General features: G+C 40.6%; 25 protein-coding genes. 12 read left to right on the top strand and 13 right to left on the bottom strand.

Annotation, left to right across the window (positions count from 1 at the left end; all coding sequences use genetic code 11):
• Positions 1 to 93: 93 nt before the first annotated feature.
• The 3 genes from MN086_RS06725 to MN086_RS06715 all read left to right on the top strand — a co-directional run bounded on the left by MN086_RS06725 (position 94) and on the right by MN086_RS06715 (position 3,965).
• Complete coding sequence (locus MN086_RS06725) at positions 94 to 1,413, top strand: DUF2130 domain-containing protein (RefSeq protein ID WP_248575247.1); 1,320 nt, start codon at positions 94 to 96, stop codon at positions 1,411 to 1,413.
• 611 nt (positions 1,414 to 2,024) lie between these two features.
• Complete coding sequence (locus MN086_RS06720) at positions 2,025 to 2,774, top strand: 16S rRNA (uracil(1498)-N(3))-methyltransferase (RefSeq protein WP_248575246.1); 750 nt, start codon at positions 2,025 to 2,027, stop codon at positions 2,772 to 2,774.
• A gap of 762 nt (positions 2,775 to 3,536) precedes the next feature.
• Positions 3,537 to 3,965 carry a thioredoxin domain-containing protein gene (locus MN086_RS06715; protein ID WP_248575245.1) on the top strand — a complete coding sequence of 143 codons (429 nt, stop codon included), beginning with the start codon at positions 3,537 to 3,539 and terminating at the stop codon, positions 3,963 to 3,965.
• 45 nt (positions 3,966 to 4,010) lie between these two features.
• Here the strand turns inward: MN086_RS06715 and MN086_RS06710 are convergent, their stop codons facing one another.
• A complete protein-coding gene (locus MN086_RS06710; protein ID WP_248575244.1) occupies positions 4,011 to 4,868 on the bottom strand; it encodes a zinc-dependent peptidase in 858 nt (285 codons plus the stop codon).
• 354 nt (positions 4,869 to 5,222) lie between these two features.
• Between MN086_RS06710 and MN086_RS06705 the strand changes: the two genes are divergently transcribed.
• Positions 5,223 to 5,546 carry a hypothetical protein gene (locus MN086_RS06705; RefSeq protein ID WP_248575243.1) on the top strand — a complete coding sequence of 108 codons (324 nt, stop codon included), beginning with the start codon at positions 5,223 to 5,225 and terminating at the stop codon, positions 5,544 to 5,546.
• Positions 5,547 to 5,569: 23 nt separating this feature from the next.
• Here the strand turns inward: MN086_RS06705 and MN086_RS06700 are convergent, their stop codons facing one another.
• Positions 5,570 to 5,713: a hypothetical protein gene (locus MN086_RS06700; RefSeq protein WP_155993765.1), complete on the bottom strand. Its 144-nt coding sequence runs from the start codon at positions 5,711 to 5,713 to the stop codon at positions 5,570 to 5,572.
• Positions 5,714 to 5,786: 73 nt separating this feature from the next.
• Positions 5,787 to 7,217: a YdiU family protein gene (locus MN086_RS06695; protein WP_248575242.1), complete on the bottom strand. Its 1,431-nt coding sequence runs from the start codon at positions 7,215 to 7,217 to the stop codon at positions 5,787 to 5,789.
• A 152-nt stretch (positions 7,218 to 7,369) separates the two neighbouring features.
• On the opposite strand from MN086_RS06695, the gene MN086_RS06690 reads away from it, so the two are divergent.
• On the top strand, positions 7,370 to 8,296 hold the full coding sequence (locus MN086_RS06690) for a DUF234 domain-containing protein (protein WP_248575241.1): 927 nt from the start codon (positions 7,370 to 7,372) through the stop codon (positions 8,294 to 8,296).
• Positions 8,297 to 8,310: 14 nt separating this feature from the next.
• Here MN086_RS06690 and MN086_RS06685 read toward each other — a convergent pair whose 3' ends face one another.
• Complete coding sequence (locus MN086_RS06685; protein WP_248575240.1) at positions 8,311 to 9,408, bottom strand: TRAP transporter substrate-binding protein; 1,098 nt, start codon at positions 9,406 to 9,408, stop codon at positions 8,311 to 8,313.
• 155 nt (positions 9,409 to 9,563) lie between these two features.
• Between MN086_RS06685 and MN086_RS06680 the strand changes: the two genes are divergently transcribed.
• Entirely contained in the window at positions 9,564 to 10,223 is a 660-nt protein-coding gene (locus tag MN086_RS06680) for a class I SAM-dependent methyltransferase (protein ID WP_248575239.1), read from the top strand.
• 13 nt (positions 10,224 to 10,236) lie between these two features.
• Here MN086_RS06680 and MN086_RS06675 read toward each other — a convergent pair whose 3' ends face one another.
• Together MN086_RS06675 and metG are read right to left on the bottom strand one after the other, a co-directional pair.
• The gene (locus MN086_RS06675) at positions 10,237 to 11,217 is read right to left on the bottom strand and encodes a hypothetical protein (protein ID WP_248575238.1); all 981 of its coding nucleotides are present in this window, start codon (positions 11,215 to 11,217) and stop codon (positions 10,237 to 10,239) included.
• A gap of 2 nt (positions 11,218 to 11,219) precedes the next feature.
• Entirely contained in the window at positions 11,220 to 13,199 is a 1,980-nt protein-coding gene (gene metG / locus MN086_RS06670; protein WP_256465819.1) for a methionine--tRNA ligase, read from the bottom strand.
• Positions 13,200 to 13,341: 142 nt separating this feature from the next.
• On the opposite strand from metG, the gene MN086_RS06665 reads away from it, so the two are divergent.
• A complete protein-coding gene (locus MN086_RS06665) occupies positions 13,342 to 13,857 on the top strand; it encodes a hypothetical protein (RefSeq protein WP_248575236.1) in 516 nt (171 codons plus the stop codon).
• 9 nt (positions 13,858 to 13,866) lie between these two features.
• Positions 13,867 to 14,115 carry a GIY-YIG nuclease family protein gene (locus MN086_RS06660; protein ID WP_248575235.1) on the top strand — a complete coding sequence of 83 codons (249 nt, stop codon included), beginning with the start codon at positions 13,867 to 13,869 and terminating at the stop codon, positions 14,113 to 14,115.
• Here MN086_RS06660 and MN086_RS06655 read toward each other — a convergent pair.
• The 3 genes from MN086_RS06655 to mobB are packed head-to-tail and all read right to left on the bottom strand — an operon-like array spanning position 14,112 to position 15,676.
• Positions 14,112 to 14,309 (bottom strand): hypothetical protein, encoded by a 198-nt coding sequence (locus MN086_RS06655; RefSeq protein WP_248575234.1) that lies wholly within the window; start codon positions 14,307 to 14,309, stop codon positions 14,112 to 14,114. The genes MN086_RS06660 and MN086_RS06655 overlap by 4 nt on opposite strands.
• On the bottom strand, positions 14,309 to 15,160 hold the full coding sequence (locus MN086_RS06650) for a class 1 fructose-bisphosphatase (protein ID WP_248575233.1): 852 nt from the start codon (positions 15,158 to 15,160) through the stop codon (positions 14,309 to 14,311). Before MN086_RS06650 ends, MN086_RS06655 begins: the two co-directional genes overlap by 1 nt.
• An 18-nt stretch (positions 15,161 to 15,178) precedes the next feature.
• Positions 15,179 to 15,676, bottom strand: coding sequence for a molybdopterin-guanine dinucleotide biosynthesis protein B (mobB, locus tag MN086_RS06645; RefSeq protein ID WP_248575232.1), 498 nt, complete (start codon positions 15,674 to 15,676; stop codon positions 15,179 to 15,181).
• A gap of 91 nt (positions 15,677 to 15,767) precedes the next feature.
• Here mobB and MN086_RS06640 point away from each other — a divergent pair, with 91 nt between their 5' ends.
• Complete coding sequence (locus tag MN086_RS06640; RefSeq protein WP_248575231.1) at positions 15,768 to 16,280, top strand: hypothetical protein; 513 nt, start codon at positions 15,768 to 15,770, stop codon at positions 16,278 to 16,280.
• Positions 16,281 to 16,292: 12 nt separating this feature from the next.
• Here MN086_RS06640 and MN086_RS06635 read toward each other — a convergent pair whose 3' ends face one another.
• The 3 genes from MN086_RS06635 to gltX are packed head-to-tail and all read right to left on the bottom strand — an operon-like array spanning position 16,293 to position 19,153.
• Positions 16,293 to 17,564, bottom strand: coding sequence for a transglycosylase SLT domain-containing protein (locus MN086_RS06635; RefSeq protein ID WP_248575230.1), 1,272 nt, complete (start codon positions 17,562 to 17,564; stop codon positions 16,293 to 16,295).
• Positions 17,565 to 17,573: 9 nt separating this feature from the next.
• Complete coding sequence (locus tag MN086_RS06630) at positions 17,574 to 17,849, bottom strand: YggT family protein (protein WP_248575229.1); 276 nt, start codon at positions 17,847 to 17,849, stop codon at positions 17,574 to 17,576.
• The gene (gene gltX / locus MN086_RS06625) at positions 17,846 to 19,153 is read right to left on the bottom strand and encodes a glutamate--tRNA ligase (protein WP_248575228.1); all 1,308 of its coding nucleotides are present in this window, start codon (positions 19,151 to 19,153) and stop codon (positions 17,846 to 17,848) included. Before gltX ends, MN086_RS06630 begins: the two co-directional genes overlap by 4 nt.
• A 215-nt stretch (positions 19,154 to 19,368) precedes the next feature.
• Here gltX and MN086_RS06620 point away from each other — a divergent pair, with 215 nt between their 5' ends.
• The 3 genes from MN086_RS06620 (at position 19,369) to MN086_RS06610 (ending at position 24,708) form a co-directional block, all read left to right on the top strand.
• On the top strand, positions 19,369 to 21,630 hold the full coding sequence (locus MN086_RS06620) for a glutamine--tRNA ligase/YqeY domain fusion protein (RefSeq protein ID WP_248575227.1): 2,262 nt from the start codon (positions 19,369 to 19,371) through the stop codon (positions 21,628 to 21,630).
• Between the two features lie 57 nt (positions 21,631 to 21,687).
• The gene (locus tag MN086_RS06615) at positions 21,688 to 22,887 is read left to right on the top strand and encodes a class I SAM-dependent rRNA methyltransferase (RefSeq protein WP_248575226.1); all 1,200 of its coding nucleotides are present in this window, start codon (positions 21,688 to 21,690) and stop codon (positions 22,885 to 22,887) included.
• A gap of 117 nt (positions 22,888 to 23,004) precedes the next feature.
• Positions 23,005 to 24,708 (top strand): diguanylate cyclase, encoded by a 1,704-nt coding sequence (locus MN086_RS06610; protein ID WP_248575225.1) that lies wholly within the window; start codon positions 23,005 to 23,007, stop codon positions 24,706 to 24,708.
• A 34-nt stretch (positions 24,709 to 24,742) separates the two neighbouring features.
• On the opposite strand, the gene MN086_RS06605 is transcribed toward MN086_RS06610, so the two are convergent.
• Positions 24,743 to 25,483: an exonuclease domain-containing protein gene (locus MN086_RS06605; protein ID WP_248575224.1), complete on the bottom strand. Its 741-nt coding sequence runs from the start codon at positions 25,481 to 25,483 to the stop codon at positions 24,743 to 24,745.
• Between the last annotated feature and the right edge of the window lie 73 nt (positions 25,484 to 25,556).

The raw sequence follows: 25,556 nt of genomic DNA, 5'->3' as shown, positions 1-25,556 counted from the left end.
TACAGACATAACAAAGCATGTCAATTTGACATATTTAGACGACTCTAGAGACTTTTCTGATATGATTATAGGAATTAGAATTTAGGAAGTGTCATGTCCACCCAAAACAGTATAAAGTGTCCCAACTGCGGGACCCAAATAGATATCGATGAGATATTTTACCATCAGATAGAAGAGAAGTTCAAGCAACAGCATTTAGCAGATCAGAAAAAACTCCAAAATGAAATAGAGGCCAAACGTAAAGAGTACAAAGCTCACCTTGATATGCTCAAAGTCAAAGAAGATGCACTTAAAGAAGAGAAAGAGAAGTTCGATGAAGAATTGCATAAAGCGACCAAAGAACAGCTCAAACTTGAACGTACAAAGCTTATGGATGAACTGAAGCGAGAATTGGTAGAGGAGCAGCGTGAGTCTGTAGCACTACTGCAAAAAGAGCTTGAAGAGAAGTCTAAGCAAGTCCAAGAACTTAATGCTTCAAAAGCCATGATAGAAAAACTAAAACGTGAGAAAGATGAGATCGCATCGGCGGCAAAGGTCGAAGCCCAAAAGGCTCTAAGTGAAGAGTTAAAGCTGGAAAAAGAGAAGTTGGCTAAACAGGCCATGGAAATGAAAGAGTTGGCGCTTAAAGAGGCTAAAGAGGCAAATGAACTTGAGTTAAAAGCAAAAGATGAGAAGATAGCACAGATGGCAAAGAGTATAGAAGATGCCAAAAGAAAATCCGAGCAGGGTTCCATGCAGATACAAGGTGAGGCATTGGAACTTCTTATAGAGTCGTGGCTCTCCACTCAATTTCCTTTCGATACGGTAGAGGAGATCAAAAAAGGTGCTTTTGGTGCAGACTGTATACAGACCATACACACCAGAGAATTACAAAACTGTGGGATCATCTGTTATGAGAGTAAAAATACCAAAGCATGGAGTGATGGCTGGGTCACTAAGCTCAAGCAGGATATGCTCAAGGTCAATGCAGACCTGGGCGTTCTTGTCACATCTGTCTATCCTAACGGAATGGATAGGATGGGCTTTGTTGACGGGATCTGGGTCTGCAGTCTTGATGAATTTAAAGGTTCAGTATCCCTTCTGCGTGAGAGTCTTATCCGTGTACATTTGAGTGTACAAAAAGAGGAGAACAAAAGTGACAAGATGACACTCCTCTACAACTACCTTACGGGTAATGAGTTCAGTATGCAGCTTAAAGCCATCGTAGACGGTTTTATATCTATGCAGCAAGAGCTGGACAAAGAGCGCCGCTCTCTCATGGCAAGCTGGAAACGCCGTCAGAAACTGATAGATGGTGTTCTGCAGAATACTACAGAGATGTATGGTTCACTGCAGGGGATTGCCGGGGCTGGAGCCTTAGGACATATTGATGCTTTGGAATTGCCTGAAGAGATTGATAGTGAGGATGAATAAAAATATTCTCATTTGAGATTATGGAAGCGTTCCATACCATCAATGAACAGTGGAGATCTTTGAGAGAGTGGTGGAACTGTGAGTTCTAATAAAGACAATTAAATTCAGGGAAATAAACTACCGGTTTTTAAATTCATTCGAGTTTATGTTTTCATTATGAAATCTCCTATATAGAACATGCTATAAGATTTTCTATTGAAGTAGACAAAATTATGCCTCGAAAATGTCGCTACAGCGACTAACCTTATAAAATATATAACTTTATAAAGATTCCCCTAACCCTAGAAAACATGTTTTTCTCGTTTCGTCTCTTCGAGGCGTAATGCATAGGGCAGTTTAATCCATCGAAAAACCATTTACACCGCTAGGTAGAGACAAAATAAGATAAGCATCTAACAGAAGTAGGTATTACACCTTAAAAAGGTGTAACGAGAGAACCCATACAAAAACATGAAAATACGTAATAAATAGATACTTAAAGCCGATAAAGAAGGCTATTCTCAGCATATGATTGTTAAAGTATTAGATATATCACAACCTGACTATTTGTGGGGTTATTAAGAGGAATAGGCAATGAGTTATCGTTATAAACTGGCCCCTATTTTCATAATTTGAACTGTATTTTATTACCTAAAAATGCCAAAATCATTAGTGATCCAAAGCAAGTTACTCATATTAAAGAGGTACTGAAATCTAGGGTAGGGGATAGTTTAACTATTGCTGAGATTGGTGGTAACATAGGTAAAGCTACTATTGCTCAAATCAATAACGATGAAGTACTTCTTGCTGATGTTACACTGGATAAAAAACCACCAGCTAAACTTGATTTAACAGTTATTCTTGCTTTGCCGCGTCCAAAAGTGCTTCGTAGATTGATTATGGATATGACATCTCTTGGTGTTAATAAACTTATTATTGTAAATAGTTACCGTACTCAAAAAAGTTATTGGCAAAGCCCTTTACTAAACCGTATAGATGAGTTTGTTTTTGAAGGGTTACAACAAGCCATAGATACAGTGCCGCCAGTTATTGAGTTTAAAAAACGTTTTAAGCCATTTGTTGAAGATGAATTTCCTACTTTATTACTAGATAAAAAGGGCTATAAAGAGCAAGCTAATGCAGTAATTGCTCATCCTTATGCTTCACAATCTTGGAAATCATATCTCGATGTTACAAAGCATAAGACTAGTAATAAAGATTATATGCCAAAGGTACTATGTATCGGGGCTGAAGGCGGTTGGATAGAATATGAAGTTGATTTACTTTGCCAAAAAGGTTGTACATCAGTTAGTTTAGGACAAAGGATATTAAGAACAGAAACTGTGGTTAATGTGTTACTTGGTGATTGGTTAAAGGTATGACAGTAATAGCATAAATTATACCGTTCAGGTGATAATGATAAAATTGACCCCTAAATTGTCTTCTTTTCAAAACTTTATAAAATATATAAACTTATAAGGTTTTCTATTATCTCTTTTTCTCCTAAATTTTGTTGCATATTTCACTAAGTTTTAGTGTTGCTTATTGGAAAAGAGAAAACGAGAAATGTACTTTTAGCGTACTGAAAGCTTGACACTTTGGCAATGGTTATGGTGTTGAAGAAATTGAGGAAAGTTTAAACTGCTCCCAACCTCTCAAACAGCTATAGTGGTCAGGTGATAATGATAGCTAAGCCGAAAAGTGTCTACTGGATAGTAGTCGCTATAAGCTAGTGTTTGATTCTCTTATACTCTCTTAACCATCATCCTTTTTTTTCTTTCCTTGTTTCATTATACTCACTACCATTACAGCGACATAGATAATCACAATAGTTGAAATAATCATGAATAAAGTAGTCATAATTACAACCCTTTCTTTTTGTTTATTATACCCGTTGATCATTAATAGTATTGATTGGATACCGTCATGAACGAGTAATTTACCAATTTTGTAAGGTCGTTGATCATTTCTATAGTTATATAGACTTGTTTTGATGCAGTCATATATGTTCCTTATAATTTTAAGAATAAAACATTTTTTGTTAGGTTCAGACATTTTGGTCATAATAGGACAAATGAGAGAGGGTATAAACTCTGATCTATACCAGATATAATACTTACTAAATAAAATTGGAGTGTCGCGATATGCATATTAATGTAGTTTGTCCCCATTGTCTTAAAGTAAGCAGTGTAAAAAAGAAGGAGACATACACTACTGAACATTGTAAAGAGTGTGGAGGTTCACTGTTAGAAAGTAAGCCACTGAATGCAAATTTAGCTATATTGGACTACTTTGTTCATGCTTCTGATCTACCTATTATAGTTGACTTCTGGGCACCTTGGTGTGGTCCATGCTTGACTATGGCACCTCATTTTGAAGCTGCAGCTATGGCTATGCCATTACAAGCACAGTTTTTAAAGATAAACAATGACAACGCTCAAACACAAAACCCAACAATCATTATAGTAAATATCCCGGCAGTACTTGTGTTTAAAGATGGAAAAGAGATAGATAGATTTACCGGCGCACGCAGTAGTAAACAGATCATAAAATGGGTTGAAAAGCATCTTTAATGGTTTAAATAATAAATAGGTGTCATGTAAATTACGTGAACAACATCATTCATTATGATCGGGATGTGATGAGAATAACTTTTCTGCATCAAGTCTATAAAAGCGTTTAAGTTCTTCATAGACATCAGGAAAATGCTTTTTGAACGCTTTAGGTGTCTGAAAAAATCGCTCACTACACACTGCAAAAAACTCAGCTTCATTTGTGAGCGCATAGTCACCTAAAAGTCTCAGTCCTTTTGAATGTTTTTGCCTCTCCTCAAGTTTTTTTAATGTAGTAAAAGCTTTAGAGAAAACTTCAGACCACTTTTGATAGTTTGAAGTTTCCAAAAGAGGTGTTCCGTCTGCAAGACCATCTTCAAAATCCAACTCATGGGCAAACTCATGGATGATGACATTCTCTTTCCCCGGCTTAGCTATATTTTGCGCTATATCCTGCCATGAGATGACTACAGTGCCATTGGCTGATTGCCCTTCTAGGACAGATGTGCGGGTGTGGTGTATGCCATCAATCGTATCTGAGTCATCGACGATGAAGTGCTCGGGATAGACTATGATGGTACTGACATGGTCTTTCTCACCCAGTTCAAATCCAAGTCGCATGAGACAAGCATAAAATGCGATGATGACTTTTATCTCATCATTGATGTTCATTCTGGCACCTAAGAACTCTTTTTGATCTATGAAAAAAAGTATCATAACGTGAAGTTTTTCTTTCTGTTTAGGTGCAAGTGTCTTGTACTGGTGTGTGTTTTGTAGTATGGTCATATAGGATCTTGGAAAAGGCATAGCTTTGATTTTCTTGTACCTCCACATACGGCGGAAGTAACCCACACTTTGCCAAACCAAAAAGAGTGAGATAAGTGCAAAAAGAAACTGTATGAGTAGTAGATAATAGCTCGCCATGCGCTAGAAACCTTGTAATAAAAGTCTATCACTATTAGTGTAACACTTTTTACTTCAGGAATGTATGATGATAGTGACTATTTACATGCAAAATATTTTCTGCTAAAATAATGTTTGAAGAGAGAGCCTAAGCTCCCTCGGATGGTTAGCAACTATTTAGGTATCTAAGGATAGCTAGAACAATTGTCAAAATTAGAATGATAATATCCATATCATTCACCACCTCTCGTAGTCAGGATTTGACTACGAGGTTCAAACAGCAGTTGCCTCTGTTGTTTGACACAACATAATCAGACTGCATATAAATATTATCTCAATTTTTTCAACATGATTAAAAATATGACAAATTGACATATGTACGAAACAAGGGAAAAGATGCTCATACGAAGCGGTAAGATACAGTTTTTATTTTGGACGGCTTTTTTCTCTGTAATGCTCTATATATGGATAGTCACTATCGGACTGCAGACATTCGTACTCCCTGATGAAAAGCCGCTGCAATGGCCGCAACATGTGATCATGCTGATGTTTGTACTTTATGGATTTTTGGCGGTTTCTTTGGTCGCTGGAACCATCATCTCTACGATGATCAACAACCGGCACTATATGAAATTCTTTGGTGTTTTTATGATGGTAGGACTTGCTACATTATTGACAACAAGAGGGATGTTTGGTTGACCTTGAACAAGGAGGAGGGTACTTTAGTACTCCTGCATCTCCCCTTCAATATAGAGTATTGACTCTTTCAATGCTTCTATGACACTGATCTCACGCTCTTCAAGTTTTTCTTTGCATAATACACGTAACTTTTCAAGATATAGGTCTAATAATTCGTCCTGATTCATGCTGTCTCCTTTGTATAGTGTACTTTTTTTAGTATAGCATCACTACGCTTTGACTATCTGCAGGTTTTCCTCGTTAAGAAGAGCAGCTGAGCTTTTGATTCTTAAACTCTTGCGGTGTGGCACCTGCCCATCGTTCAAACGCTGGATGTTCGTCAAATGGGTTTTGGGCGATCTTAAAGAGATCATCTACTACAGAGAAGTTACCTTTCTCTGCAGCATCTATAGCTTCCTGAAGCATATAGTTCTTGAGGACATATTTCGGATTGGCAGAGAGCATCTGCTCTTTTCTCTCTGTGGTGTCTATGGTTTTAATACGTGCATCATATCTGTCCAGCCATGCATTCATAGGCTCATGGTATAGCCCTGTAGAGAGAAGAGCTTCTCTGTCTCCCTCATAGTGACTGAGTGTCCTAAAAAAGAGCGTATAGTCCACATGTAACTGTTCGAGCATATCCAGCATATCGTCTATGAGTTCCGGGTCGCCTTCTATCGTGCCTTCAAATCCAAGTTTTTTACACATATAGTAGTGAAAATAGCGTATATAGATCTTGTCAAACATAGCCAGGTTCTTTTCCATCTTCTCCGTATCGGTCAATGGACTAAGGGCCATCACAAGCGATTTAAGATTCCATTTAGCTATTTCGGGCTGGTTGGCAAAACTGTAGCGTCCCTCTACATCTGTATGGTTGCATACATGTTCATGCCTAAAATCATCCAAAAATGCATACGGTCCATAGTCTATCGTCAGTCCTGCTATGGACATATTGTCTGTGTTCATGACACCGTGGTTAAAGCCGACTGACATCCATTGTGCTATGAGTCTGGCCGTGATGATCATCACATCATTAAAGAGCAGGGTATAGCGGTTTTCTTTACCTCTGTGATGTGGGAAATTCTCTTTGATGACATAATCAGCCAATGCAGCAAGCTCTTTGAACTTTCCTTGATGGGCATAATATTCAAATGTACCAAAACGCACCCATGAAGAACTCACACGGCAGACAATAGCACCTTTTTCTATCTTTTCGCGTCTTACATCATGTTCTGAACCTATCAGTCCCAAACAGAGTGTGGTGGGTATACTCAGACCGTCCATTGCTTCACTCATAAGATACTCTCTGATACTTGAACGCAGTACCGCCCGCCCGTCACCGTTACGGGAATACTCAGTGGTCCCCGCACCTTTAAGCTGAAGATGATACTTGTCTATTGTGCCGATGTTTATGGCTCTTCCATCCCCCAGCCTAGGTACAAAATACCCAAACTGATGCCCTGCATAACACATGGCAAAAGGTTCTGAACCCTCTAATAGATACTCACCATTGAGAAACTTCACAAATGCCTCGGTCTGAAGTTCATCTTCATCAATATCGAGTACCTTTGCCACATCGGTGTTGGCATGTATGAGGTAGGGGTCTGCAAGGGGTGTGGGTGCGACTCTGTCATAGCACTCATTTGGTAGATCTAAGTAGGGGTTGGTTACGTGTAATTCATTTAATTTCATAAGCCCATATTAGCTAGTAAAGCTTTGAAGTCACTTATAAAATTAAAAATAAATGAGTGCAGAAGAGGTAAACCACATAAAAGATGATGGAATATGGCAGGGTTATAACAGCATCTTGGGTATAATCTGTGCATTAAAATAAAGGCTTCCTGATGGCGAAAAATCCGACACTACTGCAGCACTTCCGCTCTTTTTGTTACCAAAACCATGCGACTGACTTTGAACAGGCAGTAGAGTACTTTGCAGTATTTGGCGGTATGGGATGGCGTGTTGACTTTTCCAGATCTATCGATGAATTGATAGAGGAAAAAGTGCTTCGTAACTACAGATACATTCATGGAGACATTGCACATACGACAAAGAGCAAGCCTGTCTATCACAAACTTTTATCAGCCATAGCTTCTGGTGACCGAAGAGAGTTCTCTGCATTTAAAAAAGCGAATGTAAAGAGAGAAGAGGGTGAAGAGGCTATAGACTGGCTGATCAAAAAAGGGCTTTTGGCGTTTGACAGGTCTGTTGAAAAACCATTAAAAGAAGAAGAGGGTAATTCTGATAAACTCCTCTTTATGCAGCCATTTATGCGTTTCTGGTTTGCCTGTATCTCTCCTTACTATAAAGGTATCAAAGAGGGTGACTACTCTGAGATGAAAGCGCACTGGTCAGGTATAAGATCAGAGTTTTCAAATCTTATCTATGATCAATTGGTATTTGAAATGCTCAAAAAGAGTTTCAAGGATGCTTTTACTGGTGACCCTATTGTAGGTATCGGAGGGTATTGGGACAAGAATGTTGAGATCGATATATTGATCAAAAGAAAGTCCGGTGAAATGATCGCAGGTGCAACAAAGTACGCCAAGTCTAAAGCCAACAAAAGTGAACTTACAAAGCTCAAAGAAAAATGTGCACAAGCTGAGCTTGATGTCGATAGGTTTGTTCTCTTCTCTAAAAACAAATTCTCGTCTGAACTCAAAAAGGAAAAAGGTGAAAAGCTGCAACTTTTTTCATTAAGGAATCTTACCGGACTGATAGCGGACCTGAGTGAAAAAGATCTTCTGGTATATACCAATAAGAAGTATTAGTATAGAGAGGGCGATTACCCTCTGATATTGAGGAAGTTCCTGGTACTGATATCATCCCAAGGCTTATTGAGTTTGACAAAATCCTGATAACTTTTTAATACACGTTTAAAATCTTCACTTTGGGCACTTTGGGCAGCCAACACTTCACCCAGTGCAGTTTTGGCTGCATCCATCATATCTTTAGGGAATGTTCTTATCTCTACATTGTCTGGAAGTTCTTGCAGTGCTTTTGCATTTTGGTATCTAAATTCATGAAGCATGTTCGCTGACATCTCTTCACTGGCTGCCGTAATAATAGCCTGATGTTCGGCACTGAGCTTTTCCCATCTTGCTTTGTTGAACGTGATCTCGAGTATGGAACCTGGTTCATGCCAGCCTGTATAGTAGTAGGGCGCTGCTTTTGCAAAACCCATCATACTGTCCAGTGCAGGTCCTACCCATTCTGTAGCATCTATCGTGCCGCGTTCGAGTGATGTATAGATATCCCCGGCAGGCAGCAGTACAGGGTTCACTCCCAGTTTCTTCATCACCTCTCCACCCAGTCCTGGGATACGCATCTTGAGGCCTTTAAGATCGGCAAGAGAGTTGATCTCTTTTTTGAACCAGCCGCCCATTTGAGGTCCTGTTGTTCCTCCTATGAGCGGATAGAGGTTGAATTTACCGTACATTTCACGCCAGAGTTCATACCCTCCGCCAAATTTCATCCATGTGACCATCTCTTCACTTGTGAGCCCCAGAGGCATGCCACCGAAGATAGAGAATGCAGGATTCTTACCTTTCCAGTAGTAGACACCGGAGTGAAACGCATCTATCTGTGCTGCGGAGGTAGAGTCAAAGACTTGAAGAGCAGGGACGAGAATGTTCTTGGCGTAGACTTTGATCTCGAGTGTGCCTCCGCTCAGTTGGGCACAGCGCTTAGCAAATGCATCCACGCCTGTTCCCATAATGGGAAAGTGTGCAGGCCAGGAAGTGGCGAGCTTGAGCGTTACTTTTTTACCCCGGTTGATATTGGCAGAACTGCCTTCTGTTTTCTCTTCAGCCCTATGGCATCCGTTTAGTGCCAAAGCAGTAGCCCCGATGGCTGTACCGGCAATAAAGTCTCTTCTTCTCATTCTCTTTTGTCCTTAAACCCATATTATAGATTAAAATCATAAACTAGCAACTATCATAGAGACAAGCATAAACGCTATTTTCACAATTCTACTAGATAATTTGGGTTTGCATTAATAGATTAAATAGTAACATAACACTCATTAAAGGATGTAGATTGAACTGCCATATTTGCGACAAACCAACAGCACCATTTCACCATGAAAAAACGGACATCACTTATTACTATTGCGAGGCTTGTCAGTACATTTTTAAATCACCGGAATGTTACCAGGATCTTGGGACACAAGAAGAGCGATACAACCTTCATGAAAATGATGAAAACGATGCAGGATACCAGGCCTATTTTCAACGCTTCCTGGATTTTATACTCCCTTTAGTGACAAATAAACCGAAAACAGCGCTTGATTTTGGTTGCGGTAGAAGCTCTCTGCTTGCGTCCATGCTTACAAAAGAGGGCATAGCTTGTGACTACTATGACCCTATCTATCATCCTGACAGATTAAAAGAGAAGAAAAAATACGATCTGATAGTCTCTACAGAAGTGTTTGAACACCTGCACCAGCCAAGAGAAGTCTTTGAGAGTCTGCTGGAACGCCTAGAAGAGGGCGGTTATCTGGCACTTCAGACACAGTTCCATCCCAATGATATAGAGGCTTTCAAAACATGGTATTATCATCAGGATCCGACACATATCGTCTTCTTTACGGCACAGACATTCAGAGTACTTTGCAAAAAATATGGTGTTGAATGTATCGCTGATAATGGGAAAAATATGGTGTTGATGAGAAAAGCTTTACACTTACAGTCACTGTAAGTGTAAAAAAGTATTAGAAGAGTGAGTACTCTTCCTGGATCGTATGTAACATACTTTTATCTGCATTGTAGATGAATGCATAGTTATAGTGGATATTTTTAAGCAGTTCCTGCAACTCCTCTTTCGTCGCAAACCAATGCGGGTGGTCAATGCCCGGTACTTTGGTCTTAGGCGGTGTCATGACAACACTCTTGACCCACATGTTACTTCTCATGACATACTCTCTTGCCTTGGTGATGTCTGAAAGGTTGTCGGTAAAGATGGCTACCTTATCGCTCTTGCTTGCCTGTGTACTTTTGAGTTTACCGTCTATGAATACCGGTGTAAAGTGCTTCGTATACTTCAGGCGTTCTATGGAGTAAGGCAGTTCATGTGTTTCACAAAAGTCGATCACACGCAGCAGGTACTCTAAATGGAAGGGGATCAGTTCTTTTTCCTGATAGACAAATCCGCCTACTTTGAATGTCGTTCTAAAGAGTGTATCAAAGACGGCATAACCGTCTACCTCTTTCTTGAGTCTGGGTACGTCAGGTTTGATCAACTCCATCAGCTCTTTATCCGTTCCGACAAAAAGTGAACATTCCGAATTGAGTATCTGTTCAAATGCTTTTCGCCAGTCATCTGAGATAAAGGTAATGTTCGTTTTGTGCACAAGTATCATCTTCAGGAATGTCAGTTCATGTGCTGAAAGTAGATAGAATTTTGCTTCTTTTTTAATAACAACGTAACGGATGAGCTTCATCGCTGCAAGCTGCAGGTCCGAAACTTTGATCCAGGCGATCTCATCATCTTTTTTTACGATACTCTCATCGGCGTAAACGATGGCATAGGCACCATTGGCGATGGCTTGATCTATCTCTTCCTGATTTGAAGAGAAGAAGAGATCACCATGTTCCACTTTTGAGTAGTACACGGTTGCAGCTTCTATCGCTTGAACCTTAGGAATGTTCGTGAGTGTTCCCTCTGTGAGGTTTACAATATCTTCAATTTTCATACTTAACCTATAGGTGTTCCAGCTGTTTTTGGCTTTTCCGGACGAATCATACACAGTCCGTTCTCATCTTTGGCTGCAAGAAGCATCCCTTCACTTTTGAGACCCATCAGTTTAGCCGGTTTAAGGTTTGCCACAACACAGACTTGAGTGTTTAACATATCTTCAGCACTATACCACTCTTTGATACCGGCAACGACCTGTCTAGGTACCTCTTCACCTACATCGACTTGCAGTAAAAGAAGTTTTTTACTTTTCGGTACCTCTTCCGCTTCTACAACAGTTCCTACTTTAAGAGAGGTTTGGAGGAACTGGTCTATCCCTATCAGTGCGACACCCTCTTCTTTTTTTGTCTCTTCTTTGGTAGCTTCTTTTTTCGGCGCTTGCTCTTTCTCTTTCACATCAACAGGTTCTGCTTGTTCGAGTAAAGGCTCATCTATACGAGGGAAAAGCGGGTCTATTTTTTCGAGTGTGAACGTTTCAAGAAGTTTTTTCTCTTTCACCATGCTGTTCCATGAGTCATTGTCTATGGTGAAGTGCAGTGCATTGGAGATTTTCGTACATACAGCAGGCATGACAGGAGAAAGCATGATAGATACTTTTGCAAGTATCGCAGCGATAAGTCCGTTAAGGGCCATCGCTTCTTCCTCTTTGCCTTCTTTCATTAATGTCCATGGCTGGTACATATCGATGGCTTTGTTCGCTACAGTGAGCGGTCTCCAAAGCTCTTCGAGGTATCTGTGTATCTGCATATCAAAAAGCAGTGGTTCCAAGCTGTCTAAAGCAGCATGTACTTCATCCAGTTCCGACTGATAGTATTTTGAGACATTTGCAGAGTCAACGGTACCGTTAAAGTATTTACCGCTCATACCTATGAGACGGTTAAGCAGGTTTCCAAGGTCATTACCAAGGTCTGAGTTGATACGGTCTATGAGTGCTTTTTGGCTGAAATCACCGTCACCGCCGAACGGTACTTCTCTCAACATAAAGTAACGGAAATTATCGAGTCCATAGGCATCTGCCACTTCTCTAGGGTTCACCACGTTCCCTTTAGATTTACTCATCTTCTCACCATCTCTTGTCCACCATCCATGGGCAGCGATATGTGTAGGAAGAGGCAGGTCGAGACTCATAAGGAATGCCGGCCAGTAGATCGCATGGAAACGTAAAATATCCTTACCGATAAGTTGAACACGTGCCGGCCAGTAGTCCATGTTTGCCTCATCTGTACCATATCCAAGTGCCGTGACATAGTTCATAAGTGCATCAAGCCATACATACATCACATGCTTAGGATCATCCATCTCTTCTGGCAGTTTCACACCCCAGTCGAAACTTGTACGTGTAATGGAAAGGTCCTGAAGTCCACCCTCAACAAAACGGATCACTTCATTTCTTTTGCTCTTTGGTAAAATGAAATTCGGGTGATCTTCATAATACTGAAGCAGTTTGTCCTGATATTTTGAGAGTTTGAAAAAGTAGCTTTCCTCTTCTACTATGGTAGTGCTTTTGCCGCATTCCGGACAAAATTCATCATCCACCAGTTGGATGGCAGGGAAGAAGGTTTCACAGGAGATACAGTAGTGACCCTTATAGGTATCTTTGTAGATATCACCGTTTTCATGCATGATCGAAAAGGCTTTTTGAACACCTTTCATGTGATCTTCGTCTGTGGTTCTGATAAATTTATCGTAAGAGATCTCAAAATCATCCCAAAGGTTTTTAAAGGTGGCTGAGATCTCATCTGCATAGGCCTGGGTTGATTTTCCCCTTGATTTTGCAGCTTCTTCTATTTTCTGACCGTGTTCATCTGTACCGGTAAGAAAGAAAGTATCCAATCCTGACATACGGGAGTAACGTGCAAGTGTATCTGCAATAATAGTTGTATACGCATGACCGATGTGGGCAATGTCGTTAACGTAGTAGATCGGAGTGGTTATATAAGATTTTTTGTGACATGACATAGTATGTAGTTCCTTAAACAAATGAGTTTGTAGAGTAAATTTTGGTAAATATTCTAGCCAAAAAGTGCTGTATTATGGGTGAGATTTGAAAATTATATATTTATGATGTATAATAATGTACAGAATAGGGAAATGGAATGGGGGAAAATCTAAAAGGACAAACATGGATAACCATCCAGATGAAATATCTGATATAGAGAGTTACTCAAAGAAAACGACTTACACTGCCGAAGAAAAACAGATTATTATGGCCAGGTTGAATGAAGAGAGACTGATCCATCAAAGAGCAGAAGAAGAACTCCAAGGTAAAAAAAGATCATTTACAGAAGAAGAAAAAAAGAAGATATTAGCCAAACTCAATGAAAAAAGGTTAAGCGCGCAAAAACGTGAAGAGATCAAAAAGAAACGTCTTCATAATAAAAAGCGTTATACGATCGGAAATAAGGCGTTCTATAAATTTACAAATATGGAACGGGAATACTATATCGAGATCGAAGATTGTGATAAGATCACAAACAGACCAAGTATTGTGACGCTTTATTATAAATCTGTCAGTGAGTATGAAGTGAAAAAGAAAGATGTACTCATTAAAACTGAAATATATTCAGATAAATTTTTTGTCTCCTATGACATTCATCGTGTCTACTTTAAAGGGTATTCGCTTGAAGATGAGAAGTAGCAAGAAGCGATGTATTATGTCTATATCGTAAAGTGTGCAGATGAGACACTTTATACGGGTATTGCCAAAGAACTGGAACGCAGAATTGATGAGCATAACGGTTCTGATAAAGGTGCAAAATACACGCGTGTAAGAAGACCGGTCACCTTGGTCTATAGTGAAGAGTATAGAGATAGAAGTTCCGCATCAAAACGTGAGTATGAGATCAAAAAAAAGATGAGCAGGGCAGAAAAGTTGAAGCTGATAGCTTCTGCTTAGAATTCAAATCCTCCGCCGGCACCCTTGCTCATGCTGTCATAGACAGCTTGTACGTAGCTGTCACGCACTACACAATCAAGCAGTTTTTCACAACCCATACAGCTTTTTACCTGATGCTCTGACTGGCAGGCTTCCAGCTCAGATTTTTTCTGTTTCAGGGCTATCTGCCACTCATCAAGTACTTGGTCGGACATTACGCTTTCATCCCGTAAGCATCTTTGAGTTTGTTTATTTCATAATTGGAACCGAAGAAACAAGGGCTTGTGTCATGCGGATGAGCTGGAACAAGTTTCATCAGTCTCATGCCTTCCTCATTGATGGCTTGTCCACCTGCCTGTTCATACATGAAAGCAAAAGGGATCACTTCAAAGAGTTGTCTCAGTTTACCGTGTGGTTTATCTGTTGTCCCAGGGTATGAGAAGATCCCTCCACCTTTTAAAAGTATCTGGTGAAGGTCCGGTACCATACCGCCAGAATATCTGAGACGGTACCCCTCAGAAAATAGACCATCTACAAATGTTTTGTGCGCTTTGCTCCAGTTCTGTTGTGTCCCGCCAGGCGCATTGAGTTTTCCTTTTTCATCAAGTGTGATCTCAGAGATAAAGTTAAAAAGACCCTCCTGTGCTCTGTAGTGTTTAGGTTTCGCATTTCTTGTTGCCGTGACAAGTTCAATACGAGGGCCATAGACAACATAGGCAGAGGCTACAAGGTTTTCAGCCTTCAATTCTCCTTCATAGATACCGAAGATAGACCCGACAGAGAGATTGACATCTGCAAGACTTGAACCATCTAAAGGGTCATAACAGATCGTGTATTTTCCCTCATCATGCAATGCCAATACACCTTCTTTTTCTTCACTGACCAAAGCTTTTACAATAGAAACATCTTTAAAAGCCTCTTCTACGATATAGTCGCTTTTTACATCCAATTTAAGCTGGTCTTCTCCTGATGTGTTTTCCGTGTTACTGTACCCCAGGTCTTCTGTTTGAATGGCGTGGTCTATTTTGATCGCAATTTTTTCAATGGTTTCAAATATGGTTAACATCTCTTATCCTCTTTTACTTTATAGTTGTTTTGCATGGGCATGGATCCACTCTATGATCTGAGCAGTGTTATTCAGGTCCAGTATATCGATACTCTCCGGTATTGTATAGGTTGTGATATCGATCGTGTCATCGATCGCAATGGCTTCACTGCAGGAAAAATAACTTTCGTCGATCTTGTTCCTGAAAACGGCAATACGCGGCAGGGGAAGTGTTTTAAGCCCTTCAACAAGCAGTATATCAAAGTCATTGATCATGGCTACGATATCGTCAAGTGTTTTTTCTCTCTGTGAGAAGTATGTGGTTCTTGTAGGTGAGGTAACAACGACCTCTGCACCTGTTTGTGAGAATTTATGGCTGTCTTTTCCTTCTACATCGAACTGTGCTTTGTCTTTAGGGTCATTTTTTATGATGGCAACTTTGCGTTCTTTGATCAATATTTTTGCAATTTTTTCTACGAGAGTGGTTTTCCCACTGTTTGACGGACCGGTAAATGCAACAGCAACTCTTTTACTCACAGCATGATTTCCTTGAATAATGATTAAAGGCATTATACATCAATCTTTATTGAATGTATGTTAAAATTCGTACGAATTACAAGGAGTGTATATGGTTAGGTCATCTTTATCGTTCATAGCCATAGCTCTTCTTCTTGGCTGCACGTCCAAACAAGAGACAGAACTGATCCAAGGCTACAGTGAAAAAGTAACCTATCATAAACAATTACAGAAAACAGAAAAGACACAACTCTATCAGGATAATGTGACCAAGGTCATGTTAACCGCAACCTATCTCTATACTCCGAACTTTGAAAACCATGATACCCGAGATGAAGTTTTTATTGTGGGGTTGTACAGTGAAGGTCAAACGGCAGGTGCGTTAAATTCTGATGGTAATACCTTGACACTGAACGGGAAAATAGCAAAATCGGTCAAAGCACTGAGCCCGGAGGATGAACGGTTAAAGGCATTGTCTTTTGTGACCCCGTGGAGCAATTATTATCTCGTTACTTTCCCTCATGAGTCAAGTAAAAAGATCACACTTCTCTTTGAAAGTACACTGTACGGTAAAGGTGAGTTACACTTCGCCAAAGTGGCGAAATATGTATTGGACAAATCGTAAGTATCTTTCGGATTACTTTCTGAATGTATCGGTTTCAGAAGGTGAGGCAAGTACTTGTAAGAGTGGAAAGATACGTGTAGTTACACCCAGTTTATTCAGATAGATGACATAATTTGCCAATACTTTTTTCCCATACTCTTTAGCTTCCTCATTCTCCATTTTCTCCATGCTCATATAGGGTTCATAAGGACCTCTTCTGAAGTTATGTTTGTTGGTAATATGCCTTCTGGTAAAACCTATACCCCCATTGTACGCATAGGCGATAAAAAGCGGATGGAAAAGGTACTTGGTAAGATAGTCAAGGTGGAAATCTGCATACTCAATGGCCTTGTAGGGATCAAATATGTCATCATAATCGATCTGCTCACCTTTCTCTTTGGAAACATGTTCGATGAGAAACGGCATGAACTGCATCATTCCCAACGCAAAAGAACGTGAGACAGAAGCGGGTACAAAGCGGCTCTCTTGTCTTGCAATCGCATAGATAAGTGCTTGTCGTTCCGGTGTCATGTGTTTCATAGCTTTACGGTAAGGCATGGGGAAGTAAGACTCCGTATAGTTACAGGCTTTGGCTTTGAGGTAGGTATAGATCCCTATCGTTTCTTGAGATTTATGTTCATCTGCCAGTTCATCCAGATCCACACCTGAATTCATCTTCTGTTTGACTTTGGCCCAATCGATCGGATCTTCGATATCAAACCCCCAGGTACTGCTTTTCCGAAGGGATTCGGTGATCGTTTTGGGGTATCTTCCGTTGATGGTGTCTGCTGCCATTAAAGTATAGATATTGATATTACAGCTTTCACGCAAAAGTTTGAGGTATGCATCTTCTTTTGTGCTCAAATAGAGCCAGAAAAGAGACTTGTCTATATCATAGCGCTGCAGATAGTTTTTACGGGCATCCTCAAAATAATCTGCAGCCTGTTTAGGTTTTTTCTGCTGCATCAGTGCAAGCCCATGTTTGAAACTTTTGTGGGCATCGCTTCTTCTTTTCCAGTTTTTGTTTGCTTCTTTTGTAGCTCTTATCTTTGGGAGTTCGACCGTTGATCCTGTTCTGTATTTATAGGCTTTTCGAAGCTTTGCATTGAGCCTGCTTGCTTCATAGATGATCTTTTTGGCTTCTGTAGCTGTAGTCGTGGTTTGTGAAAGAAAACGCCAGATATAGTAATCTTTTTCTATACTCTTTGGCATCCGGTGTATTTGTTCGTAGGTGAACTTTTTCGCATGCAGTGTAGATGTACCCGAGAAGAGTACAAGTAGCAATGAAAGAAAAAAAGACTTCACACGCATCTATTATCCGAGTACAGCACGCATCATAAAATTATCGATCAGTTGCAGACCTAAGATCACAACCAACGGTGAGAGGTCAATACCTGAAAATACGACAAACGGCATTTTACGTCTAATGAAGCTTAGGACAGGTTCAGTTAAACGGTAGAGTACCTGTACGATAGGATTGTAAGGGTCAGGTCGTACAAAACTCAGTAGTGCAGCGATGATCACTATCCAGATATAAAGGTTCAGTACAGTGTGGATCGTCTGTACAATGGCGTATATAAGAGCATTCATGATGCTACCTCCAGTAAATATGGTTTAATAAGCGGATAGATCTCGGAAAGTTCAGGTCCGTGTTCAGCACCCGTGAGGATGAGTCTCAGCGGTGTAAAGAAACTTTCCCCTTCCAGTCCGCTCTCTTTCAGAATGTGTGCTTTGAATTCGTTAAAGTCATTGATCATAGGGGCATTTTGAATGATGTCTTCCATTGTGTGCATTTGTGCACTCCATTTACCTTCAAAATCTTTCGGTGTAAAGATAGGGTTGATCTTCGATTCAAGTTCGTTGATCGTAGATGCCTCTTCAAGATAGAGCTTGGCCAGTTTCCCGATGTCTGCATCTGCAAAACCAAAGAGTGTAGAGAGACGTTTGTCATCCATGCGTCTAAGGTGTTCTCTGTTGATAGAACGGAGTCTGTCTATGTCAAACTTTACAGGTGACTTGGAAAGCGTGCTTAGATCGAACCACTCCAATGCCTCAGGCATGATGAAGATCTCTTTTGGTGTTTGGTTGCCAAGCAGTATCAGGTAGTTGGCGATCGCATCGGGGATGAAGCCCTGTTCAAAGAGCCATTTGACCGAGCCGGCATCATCATCTCTGCTCATCTTTTTACCCTCGGTATTCAGGATAATAGGAAGGTGCGCATACTTGGTCTCCTGTTCATAGCCAAGGAGCGTTTTGATATGTGTTTGTCTAGGCGTGTCTGAGAGGTGCTCCTCACTGCGTATGATAAGAGTGATCCCTGAGATCATATCATCACAGGCAGAGGCAAAGTCATACGTTGGTGTGCCATCACTGTTTAAAATGACAAAAGAATCTACTTCATCAGGTGCTGTTTCAAACTCTCCCTTGAAAAGGTCATGGGTGACTATCGGTGCTTCCGGTGCCTTGATACGCAGTACAAAAGGCGTCTTCTCTTCTTTGAGCTTGTGAAGCTCTTCCGCACCCATAGATGTACAGCGTCCATTGTAGCGGTAAGTGACCTTGTTCTCTTCTGCTTCTTTTCTGTCAGCATCAAGTTGCTCAGGTGTACAGGTACAGACGAATGCTTTTTTCTCTTCAAGGAGCCTGATCGCCAGTGTTTGGTGTATATGGAGGTTTTCACTCTGATGAGAGACGCTGTCGTGAGGAAGCGCGAACTTCTCCAGGATGTCCATGATCTCCGTATCTTTGCCGGTGATGTTTCGCTCTTTGTCCATATCTTCTATACGTACAATGAAGTTGGCATCTTTTTGTTTGGCTACCATGTAATTGAATATGGCAACACGAAGGTCTCCTACATGTAGATCACCGGTCGGTGATGGGGCAAATCTAAGCATCTATCCTACTCCAAAAGTTGTGTGTATAAGAGTGTAATTATAGTGGGTTTAATTTATAAATATTTTAAAGCGCCGTAGGTTTAACTAAGCTTTTTAGTTTATAGAACTTCTCGTTACGCAACCTGCCATTTCCATAAAGGCGATACGCCTTGTCTAAGATGTGATAAGCTCTAATTGGATAAAATACAGCTTTCAAATCAAAAGGTTTAATAAGAATGAGTGAGCACAAAGATTTTTTACGTACTATTGTTGAAGAGGACTTGGCATCAGGCAAGTATCAAGAGGTTCATACAAGATTTCCTCCGGAGCCTAACGGTTTCCCGCATATCGGACATGCCAAATCTATCGCCATAAATTTTGGTATTGCCCGTGATTATCATGGTCGCTGCAACCTCAGAATGGATGATACCAACCCAACCACAGAAGACACGAAATATGTTGAAGCACTCAAAGATGCTGTGCAGTGGCTTGGATTTGAGTGGGATAACAGTGTACGTTATACGTCTGATTATTTCCCTGAACTTTACAATTATGCTGTTGAACTCATCAAAATGGGCAAAGCCTACGTTGACAGCTTGAGTGAAGAGGAGATCCGTGAATACCGCGGAACGGTGACAGAGCCTGGAAAACGTAGTAAATACGCCGAGCGCAGTGTTGAAGAGAACCTGGACCTTTTTGAGAGAATGAAAAACGGTGAATTCAAAGACGGTGAACATGTCCTTAGAGCCAAGATCGATATGGGTGCGGCCAATATGAAAATGAGGGATCCTCTTTTATACCGTATCAGACATGCACACCATTACAGAGCAGGGGACAAGTGGCATGTCTACCCGATGTATGACTTTGGTCACTGCCTCTCTGATTATATTGAGGGCATTACCCATTCGATCTGTACACTGGAGTTTGAAAACAACCGTGATATCTATGATTGGGTACTAGATACGCTGGGGCTAAAACCGCCAAGACCGTATCAGCATGAGTTCGCAAGACTTGCTGTCAACTACACGGTTATGAGTAAGAGAAAGCTTTTGGAATTAGTGAATGAAGGAAGGGTGAGCGGCTGGGATGACCCTAGAATGCCTACGATCGCCGGATACAGAAGAAGAGGCTATACGCCAGAGTCTATTATAAACTTCTGTGATCAGATCGGTATCGCAAAAGCAAACTCAACGGTGGATGTTTCACAACTTGAGTTTTGTATAAGGGATGATCTCAATACAAAAGTACCGCGTGTGATGTGTGTACTTGACCCGCTCAAAGTCACCATTGAAAATTACGAGGGGTCAGAAGCACTTGATGCACCGTACTACCCGCATGATGTCCCTAAAGAGGGTTCAAGAATGATACCTTTCTCAAGCGAGATCTATATTGAGCGTGATGACTTTATGGAGAACCCTCCAAAAGGGTACTACCGTCTTACACCAGAACAGCCTGTGAGACTTAGACATGCCTATATCATCACCTGTAAAGAAGTGATCAAAGATAGTGACGGCAATATCATAGAGATAAAAGCGGAGTATCATCCGAACTCTAAAAGTGGTGCTGATACCAGCGGGATCAAGGTCAAAAGTGCAATCCAGTGGGTAGATGCAAATGAGGCTAAAAAAGTTGAACTGAGACTCTATGACAGACTCTTTAAAGATGAAGCCCCTGAAGGGTTGGAAGATATCAATCCAGACTCTTTAAAAGTGGTCAAAGATGCGCTGATCGAGCCGTCTGTGATCACAGAGAGACCTGATGAGAGATTCCAGTTTGAAAGACAGGGGTATTTCTATGCAGACCCTGTAGACTACACGAATGAAACACCTGTGTTCAATAAAATAGTCGGTCTGAAAGACTCTTGGAGCAAAAAGACAAAAGCAGCTGAAAAGGCACCTAAAACTGAGCGCAGATCTGAAGAGAAAAAAGTACAGATTGATGGTGAAGTAGAGCCTATGAGCGAAGCTGAACAGGTACTGTTTGACAAGTACACGGGTGAGCTTAAACTCAATAGTATGGTTGCTGATATTTTAGCTAGAGATGCGCAACTCTCTTCTTTTTATGAAGAGGCTCTCTCTGTAAATAACAGCCCTGTAACGATCGCAAATATTGTGGCCAATGAAGTAGCCAGAGAGTTTAAAGAGAAGCAGGCAGAGGAACTGAAGTTTGATGCAAAACAAATAGCTGAACTTGTGAAGATGGTTGATGATGGCACGATTTCAAGTAAAATTGCCAAACAGGTATTTGAAGAGATGACCAAGAGCGGAGAAGATCCTGTAAAGATCGTTGAAGCGAAAGGACTTGTACAGATCAGTGACCCATCACAAATTGCACCAATTATTGATGAGATCATTGCAAAAAACCCAGATAACGTTGAAAAGTTTAAAGCAGGAAATACAAAATTATTGGGCTTTTTTGTAGGACAAGTACTCAAAGCCACAGGGGGGAAAGCAAACCCGCAAGTGGTCAATGAACTGGTAGCTGAGAAGTTAAAGTAATAAATTTAAGAGCCAGTTACCCTCGTTACACCTCTGAAGAGGTGGAAAAGGATGCATATGAATCATACAATTGACCTGACCATTAAACCAAAGTATATCAAAAACTACAAGAACGGATACCCCTTGATCTCAAAAGAGTTTTTTGTTGATTGGAGCAAAGTAAAAGAAGAGGGAACGATCGTTAACCTGCTTGATGATAGAAAAAAGTTTATCGCTAAAGGGTATTACGGTATTCAAAACAAAGGGCATGGCTGGGTACTCTCTTATCAAAAAGAGGAAAAGATCGATGTTGCGTACTTCAGTACCAAGATAAAAGCGGCTGCGCAATACCGAAGCGATCTCTACAATGATGAAGAGACTACAGCTTTCAGGGTGTTTAACGGTGAAGGCGATGGGGTAGGTGGTTTAACGATAGATTATTTTGACGGCTTCTATCTGGTGACCTGGTACAGTCTGGGGATTTATGCATTCAAAGATGCTGTCTTGGCAGCCCTGAAGTCTCAAGTAGCGTATAAAGGTATCTATCAGAAAAAGAGATTTGATACCAAAGGCCAATACCTTGATGATGAGGAGGATTTTGTCTGTGGCAGCAGAGGTGAATTTCCACTGATCGTAAAGGAAAACGGTGCAAATTTCGCTATCTATTTGGATGATGGTCCTATGGTGGGTGTTTTTTTAGACCAGAGAGAGGTAAGAAAAACGCTTCGTGACAACTACGCCCAAGGGAAGCGTGTACTCAATACCTTCTCTTATACAGGAGCATTTTCCGTGTTTGCTGCGCTGGGTGGTGCTGCGAAGACGACCAGTGTGGACCTTGCCAAAAGAAGCCGAAGCAGAACAGAGGAGCAGTTTCGCATTAACGACATTGATCCCAAAGGACATGATATCATTGTTGAAGATGTCTTTAACTACTTTAAATACGCAGTGAGAAAAGAGATACTCTTTGATGTGGTGGTACTCGATCCGCCTAGTTTCGCCAGATCGAAGAAGCATACCTTCTCTGTAGCTAAAGATTATGTAAAACTTCTCAAAGAGGCAATTCAGATCACACAGAAGGGTGGTGTGATAGTTGCATCGACGAATTATGCGAATTTGAACATGGCCAAATTCAAAGATTTTATAGACAAAGCATTTAAAGAACTGGGCGGAAAGTATAAGATAGAACATACCTTCTCTCTACCCAAAGATTTCAGGGTTATGGAAAAATTTAAAGAGGGTGATTACCTTAAAGTAGCATTCATCAGGAAGGTATTATAAATCCTATCATCGTATGAAAACAAAACTTGTTAACAAATTTATGTTATTATATATCCTCAAATTATGAGTTAAAATTATTAAATAAAAACTGTATCTTATCAATATCAAGGATAAAAGATGCAAAAAATAATATTTTTAGTACTTTTTGCTTCTCTTGCCCTTCTCTATGGAGATGGCCAGTTAAAGGTACTTGACCTTTCAGACTCACACTATGAAATCGGCGAATCGCTGCTGGAGTATGAGGATACGACTGCAAAGATGACATTATCCGAGATACGCCATCTCTCTTCTGAAGATTTTATACCACTCAATAAACCTGTAGCAAGCCATCCTTTTACAAATTCAGCATTTTGGTATCAGTTTAAAGTGAACAATAAAGAAAACGTACCTTTATCCAGAGTGATCATCTTTGAACCGGCATGGCTTGACTCAGTGAACTTCACCGTTATCTCTTCAGAAGGAGAGATAAAGACCTATCAGGGCGGGAACACTTACCCCTATGCAAAAAGAGCGCTCGATCACTATCTTATCAACTTCGAACATACGTTTGAACCTGGTATCTCTACCGTTTATCTTCAAGTGAAAACAAGGGATCCTTTCATTGTCGCTTTATCTCTCATGGATAAAGCAGCCTTTTTAGCCGAAGAGATAGATGCTTCGATGTATATCGGTCTGGTGTATGGTGGTATTGTAGCCATGCTCTTTTATAATCTTTTTCTCTATTTTGGTACGAAAGCCCGTTACTATGCTTATTATGTACTCTTCTTAGGCGCTTTTTTTGCGATGAATGCTTTTTATAACGGCTATACGTTCATGTACCTCTTCCCCAATTCACCTGCCGTGCAAAACTGGGGACAGTCTACCTCGATCTATTTTTATACTGTGACTGCACTGTTTTTTGCCAGATCATTTTTGAACTTTGTCAAATACCATCATACCCTTTACATCACTACAAGATACCTGATCGTTGGTATTGTCGTTGTTGCAGTACTTACCGCTGTGACGAGCGGCTATCATTATCATGTGATGCTTGCTATCATATCCTTACTGTTGGTCAGTATCTATCTATTTGGTATTGCACTGTATAGTTTAGTCACAGGGAACCGTTCAGCCCGGTTTTTTCTTCTTGGTACTGCCAGTGGTCTGATCGGTGCTTCTATTACTGCCTTGACCATCATGTCGTATATCCCGTATACCTATCTGACCTATAAAGCAATTGACTTTGGTCTGTATATCGATGTGGTTCTGTTATCGATGGCACTGGCAGATCGTATGAAAATGACACAGGAAAAAAAGCTCATAGCAGAAAAAGAGGCAAAAACAGATATCTTAACAGGACTCTATAACCGTAGAGCATACTATGAGATCTCTCACAAAGAGTTCCAGAGACTGATACGGCACAATAGATGTCTATCTATAATTATGTTCGATATCGACCATTTTAAGGAGATCAACGATACCTATGGACATGATGCAGGAGACAATGTATTGAAATGTGTTGCAAGTATTGTCAAGGGTGTGATCCGGGAGTATGATTATGCTTTTAGAATGGGTGGGGATGAGTTTTTGGTCCTATTGCCCGAAACCAATGAGAAACAGGCCTTATTCCTTGCAGAACGTATTAGAAAAAGGGTAGCAAATAAAAGATTCATAGAGAAGGATGAGAAGTTCTTCATTACTGCCAGTTTTGGTATCAGTCAGTATAACCATATTGAAAGAAGCATAGTATCGATTGTCAAAAGAGCAGATAAAGCGCTCTATTATGTGAAAGAGAGCGGCAGAAATAACGTGAAAGTATTAGATAGGTTTATGAGAGTGTAAGTGTTGAAGATAACATTCTGACACTTGGGTGTACCTATGAAGCCAAATAATAGTCCAAAGTAAATGTCATATCCTCATCCAGATCAAGGTTCGCTCTCATCCAGGTAATGTAACCTCTGTCCTCATGCACGACTTCAGCGATCTCTCTGTCTTTGTATTTCCCAAATTTGAAGGTTTTCATCATGACCGGGGTTTGGGTGAGTTCAGCCAGTTTTTGCATAGGATTTATACCTGCAAATTTCTCTTGCGTCAAACGTACCAGTTTGGAAAGCAGCAATTTCATCACAAGCACATCACCTATAGCATCATGTGCTTTGATAGTGATATTAAGTTTTTGTGCTTCAGCTTCTTCGATCTGATAGAGTTCGAGTGCGTATCGAAGGTACTGGAGTCTGTGATTAGGGCTGTCAGGAAGCAGGTGTTTGGCACAACGCAGTGTGTCTATCAGTGTATAGTGATTTTCAAATCCCTCTTTTTCCAGCATGCCCAGATCAAAAGAAATATTATGTGCGATAAGATAATTCTCTTGTTGATTGAGCTGCTGCAGCTTTAGTGCAAAACCGGTTTCATCATAAAGGCCCTTGTCTGCTATGATCTCCGGTGTGATGTTGTGTACCTCCATCGCTTCGATGCTGATGGGTACAGGAGCCATACAGAGTTCATCAAACACTTCGATCTCATCTTTACTGTGTACGATCATCGCACCTACCTGTATGATGCGGTCTTGCTCTTGATTACCCGTGGTTTCTGTATCGAAAAGTACGTATTTTGCCATGCTTTTATCCTTGAGTTATGAAGATAGATAGTATCGTATTTTATCTAACAACCCCAACCCTAAATGACAAATG

Origin of the sequence: Sulfurovum sp. XGS-02, from assembly GCF_023213175.1 — a bacterium.
Classification (GTDB): Bacteria; Campylobacterota; Campylobacteria; order Campylobacterales; family Sulfurovaceae; genus Sulfurovum.
The sequence above is the reverse complement of the archived record's forward strand: the minus strand, read 5'-3'. Positions and strand labels throughout refer to the sequence as shown.

Coding starts and splice junctions, on each gene's coding strand:
- MN086_RS06725 (WP_248575247.1), top strand. CDS start 94: ATGTCCACCCAAAACAGTATAAAGTGTCCCAACTGCGGGACCCAAATA.
- MN086_RS06715 (WP_248575245.1), top strand. CDS start 3,537: ATGCATATTAATGTAGTTTGTCCCCATTGTCTTAAAGTAAGCAGTGTA.
- MN086_RS06710 (WP_248575244.1), bottom strand. CDS start 4,868: ATGGCGAGCTATTATCTACTACTCATACAGTTTCTTTTTGCACTTATC.
- MN086_RS06705 (WP_248575243.1), top strand. CDS start 5,223: ATGTACGAAACAAGGGAAAAGATGCTCATACGAAGCGGTAAGATACAG.
- MN086_RS06700 (WP_155993765.1), bottom strand. CDS start 5,713: ATGAATCAGGACGAATTATTAGACCTATATCTTGAAAAGTTACGTGTA.
- MN086_RS06695 (WP_248575242.1), bottom strand. CDS start 7,217: ATGAAATTAAATGAATTACACGTAACCAACCCCTACTTAGATCTACCA.
- MN086_RS06690 (WP_248575241.1), top strand. CDS start 7,370: ATGGCGAAAAATCCGACACTACTGCAGCACTTCCGCTCTTTTTGTTAC.
- MN086_RS06685 (WP_248575240.1), bottom strand. CDS start 9,408: ATGAGAAGAAGAGACTTTATTGCCGGTACAGCCATCGGGGCTACTGCT.
- MN086_RS06675 (WP_248575238.1), bottom strand. CDS start 11,217: ATGAAAATTGAAGATATTGTAAACCTCACAGAGGGAACACTCACGAAC.
- MN086_RS06665 (WP_248575236.1), top strand. CDS start 13,342: ATGGATAACCATCCAGATGAAATATCTGATATAGAGAGTTACTCAAAG.
- MN086_RS06660 (WP_248575235.1), top strand. CDS start 13,867: ATGTATTATGTCTATATCGTAAAGTGTGCAGATGAGACACTTTATACG.
- MN086_RS06655 (WP_248575234.1), bottom strand. CDS start 14,309: ATGTCCGACCAAGTACTTGATGAGTGGCAGATAGCCCTGAAACAGAAA.
- MN086_RS06650 (WP_248575233.1), bottom strand. CDS start 15,160: ATGTTAACCATATTTGAAACCATTGAAAAAATTGCGATCAAAATAGAC.
- MN086_RS06640 (WP_248575231.1), top strand. CDS start 15,768: ATGGTTAGGTCATCTTTATCGTTCATAGCCATAGCTCTTCTTCTTGGC.
- MN086_RS06630 (WP_248575229.1), bottom strand. CDS start 17,849: ATGAATGCTCTTATATACGCCATTGTACAGACGATCCACACTGTACTG.
- gltX (WP_248575228.1), bottom strand. CDS start 19,153: ATGCTTAGATTTGCCCCATCACCGACCGGTGATCTACATGTAGGAGAC.
- MN086_RS06620 (WP_248575227.1), top strand. CDS start 19,369: ATGAGTGAGCACAAAGATTTTTTACGTACTATTGTTGAAGAGGACTTG.
- MN086_RS06615 (WP_248575226.1), top strand. CDS start 21,688: ATGAATCATACAATTGACCTGACCATTAAACCAAAGTATATCAAAAAC.
- MN086_RS06610 (WP_248575225.1), top strand. CDS start 23,005: ATGCAAAAAATAATATTTTTAGTACTTTTTGCTTCTCTTGCCCTTCTC.
- MN086_RS06605 (WP_248575224.1), bottom strand. CDS start 25,483: ATGGCAAAATACGTACTTTTCGATACAGAAACCACGGGTAATCAAGAG.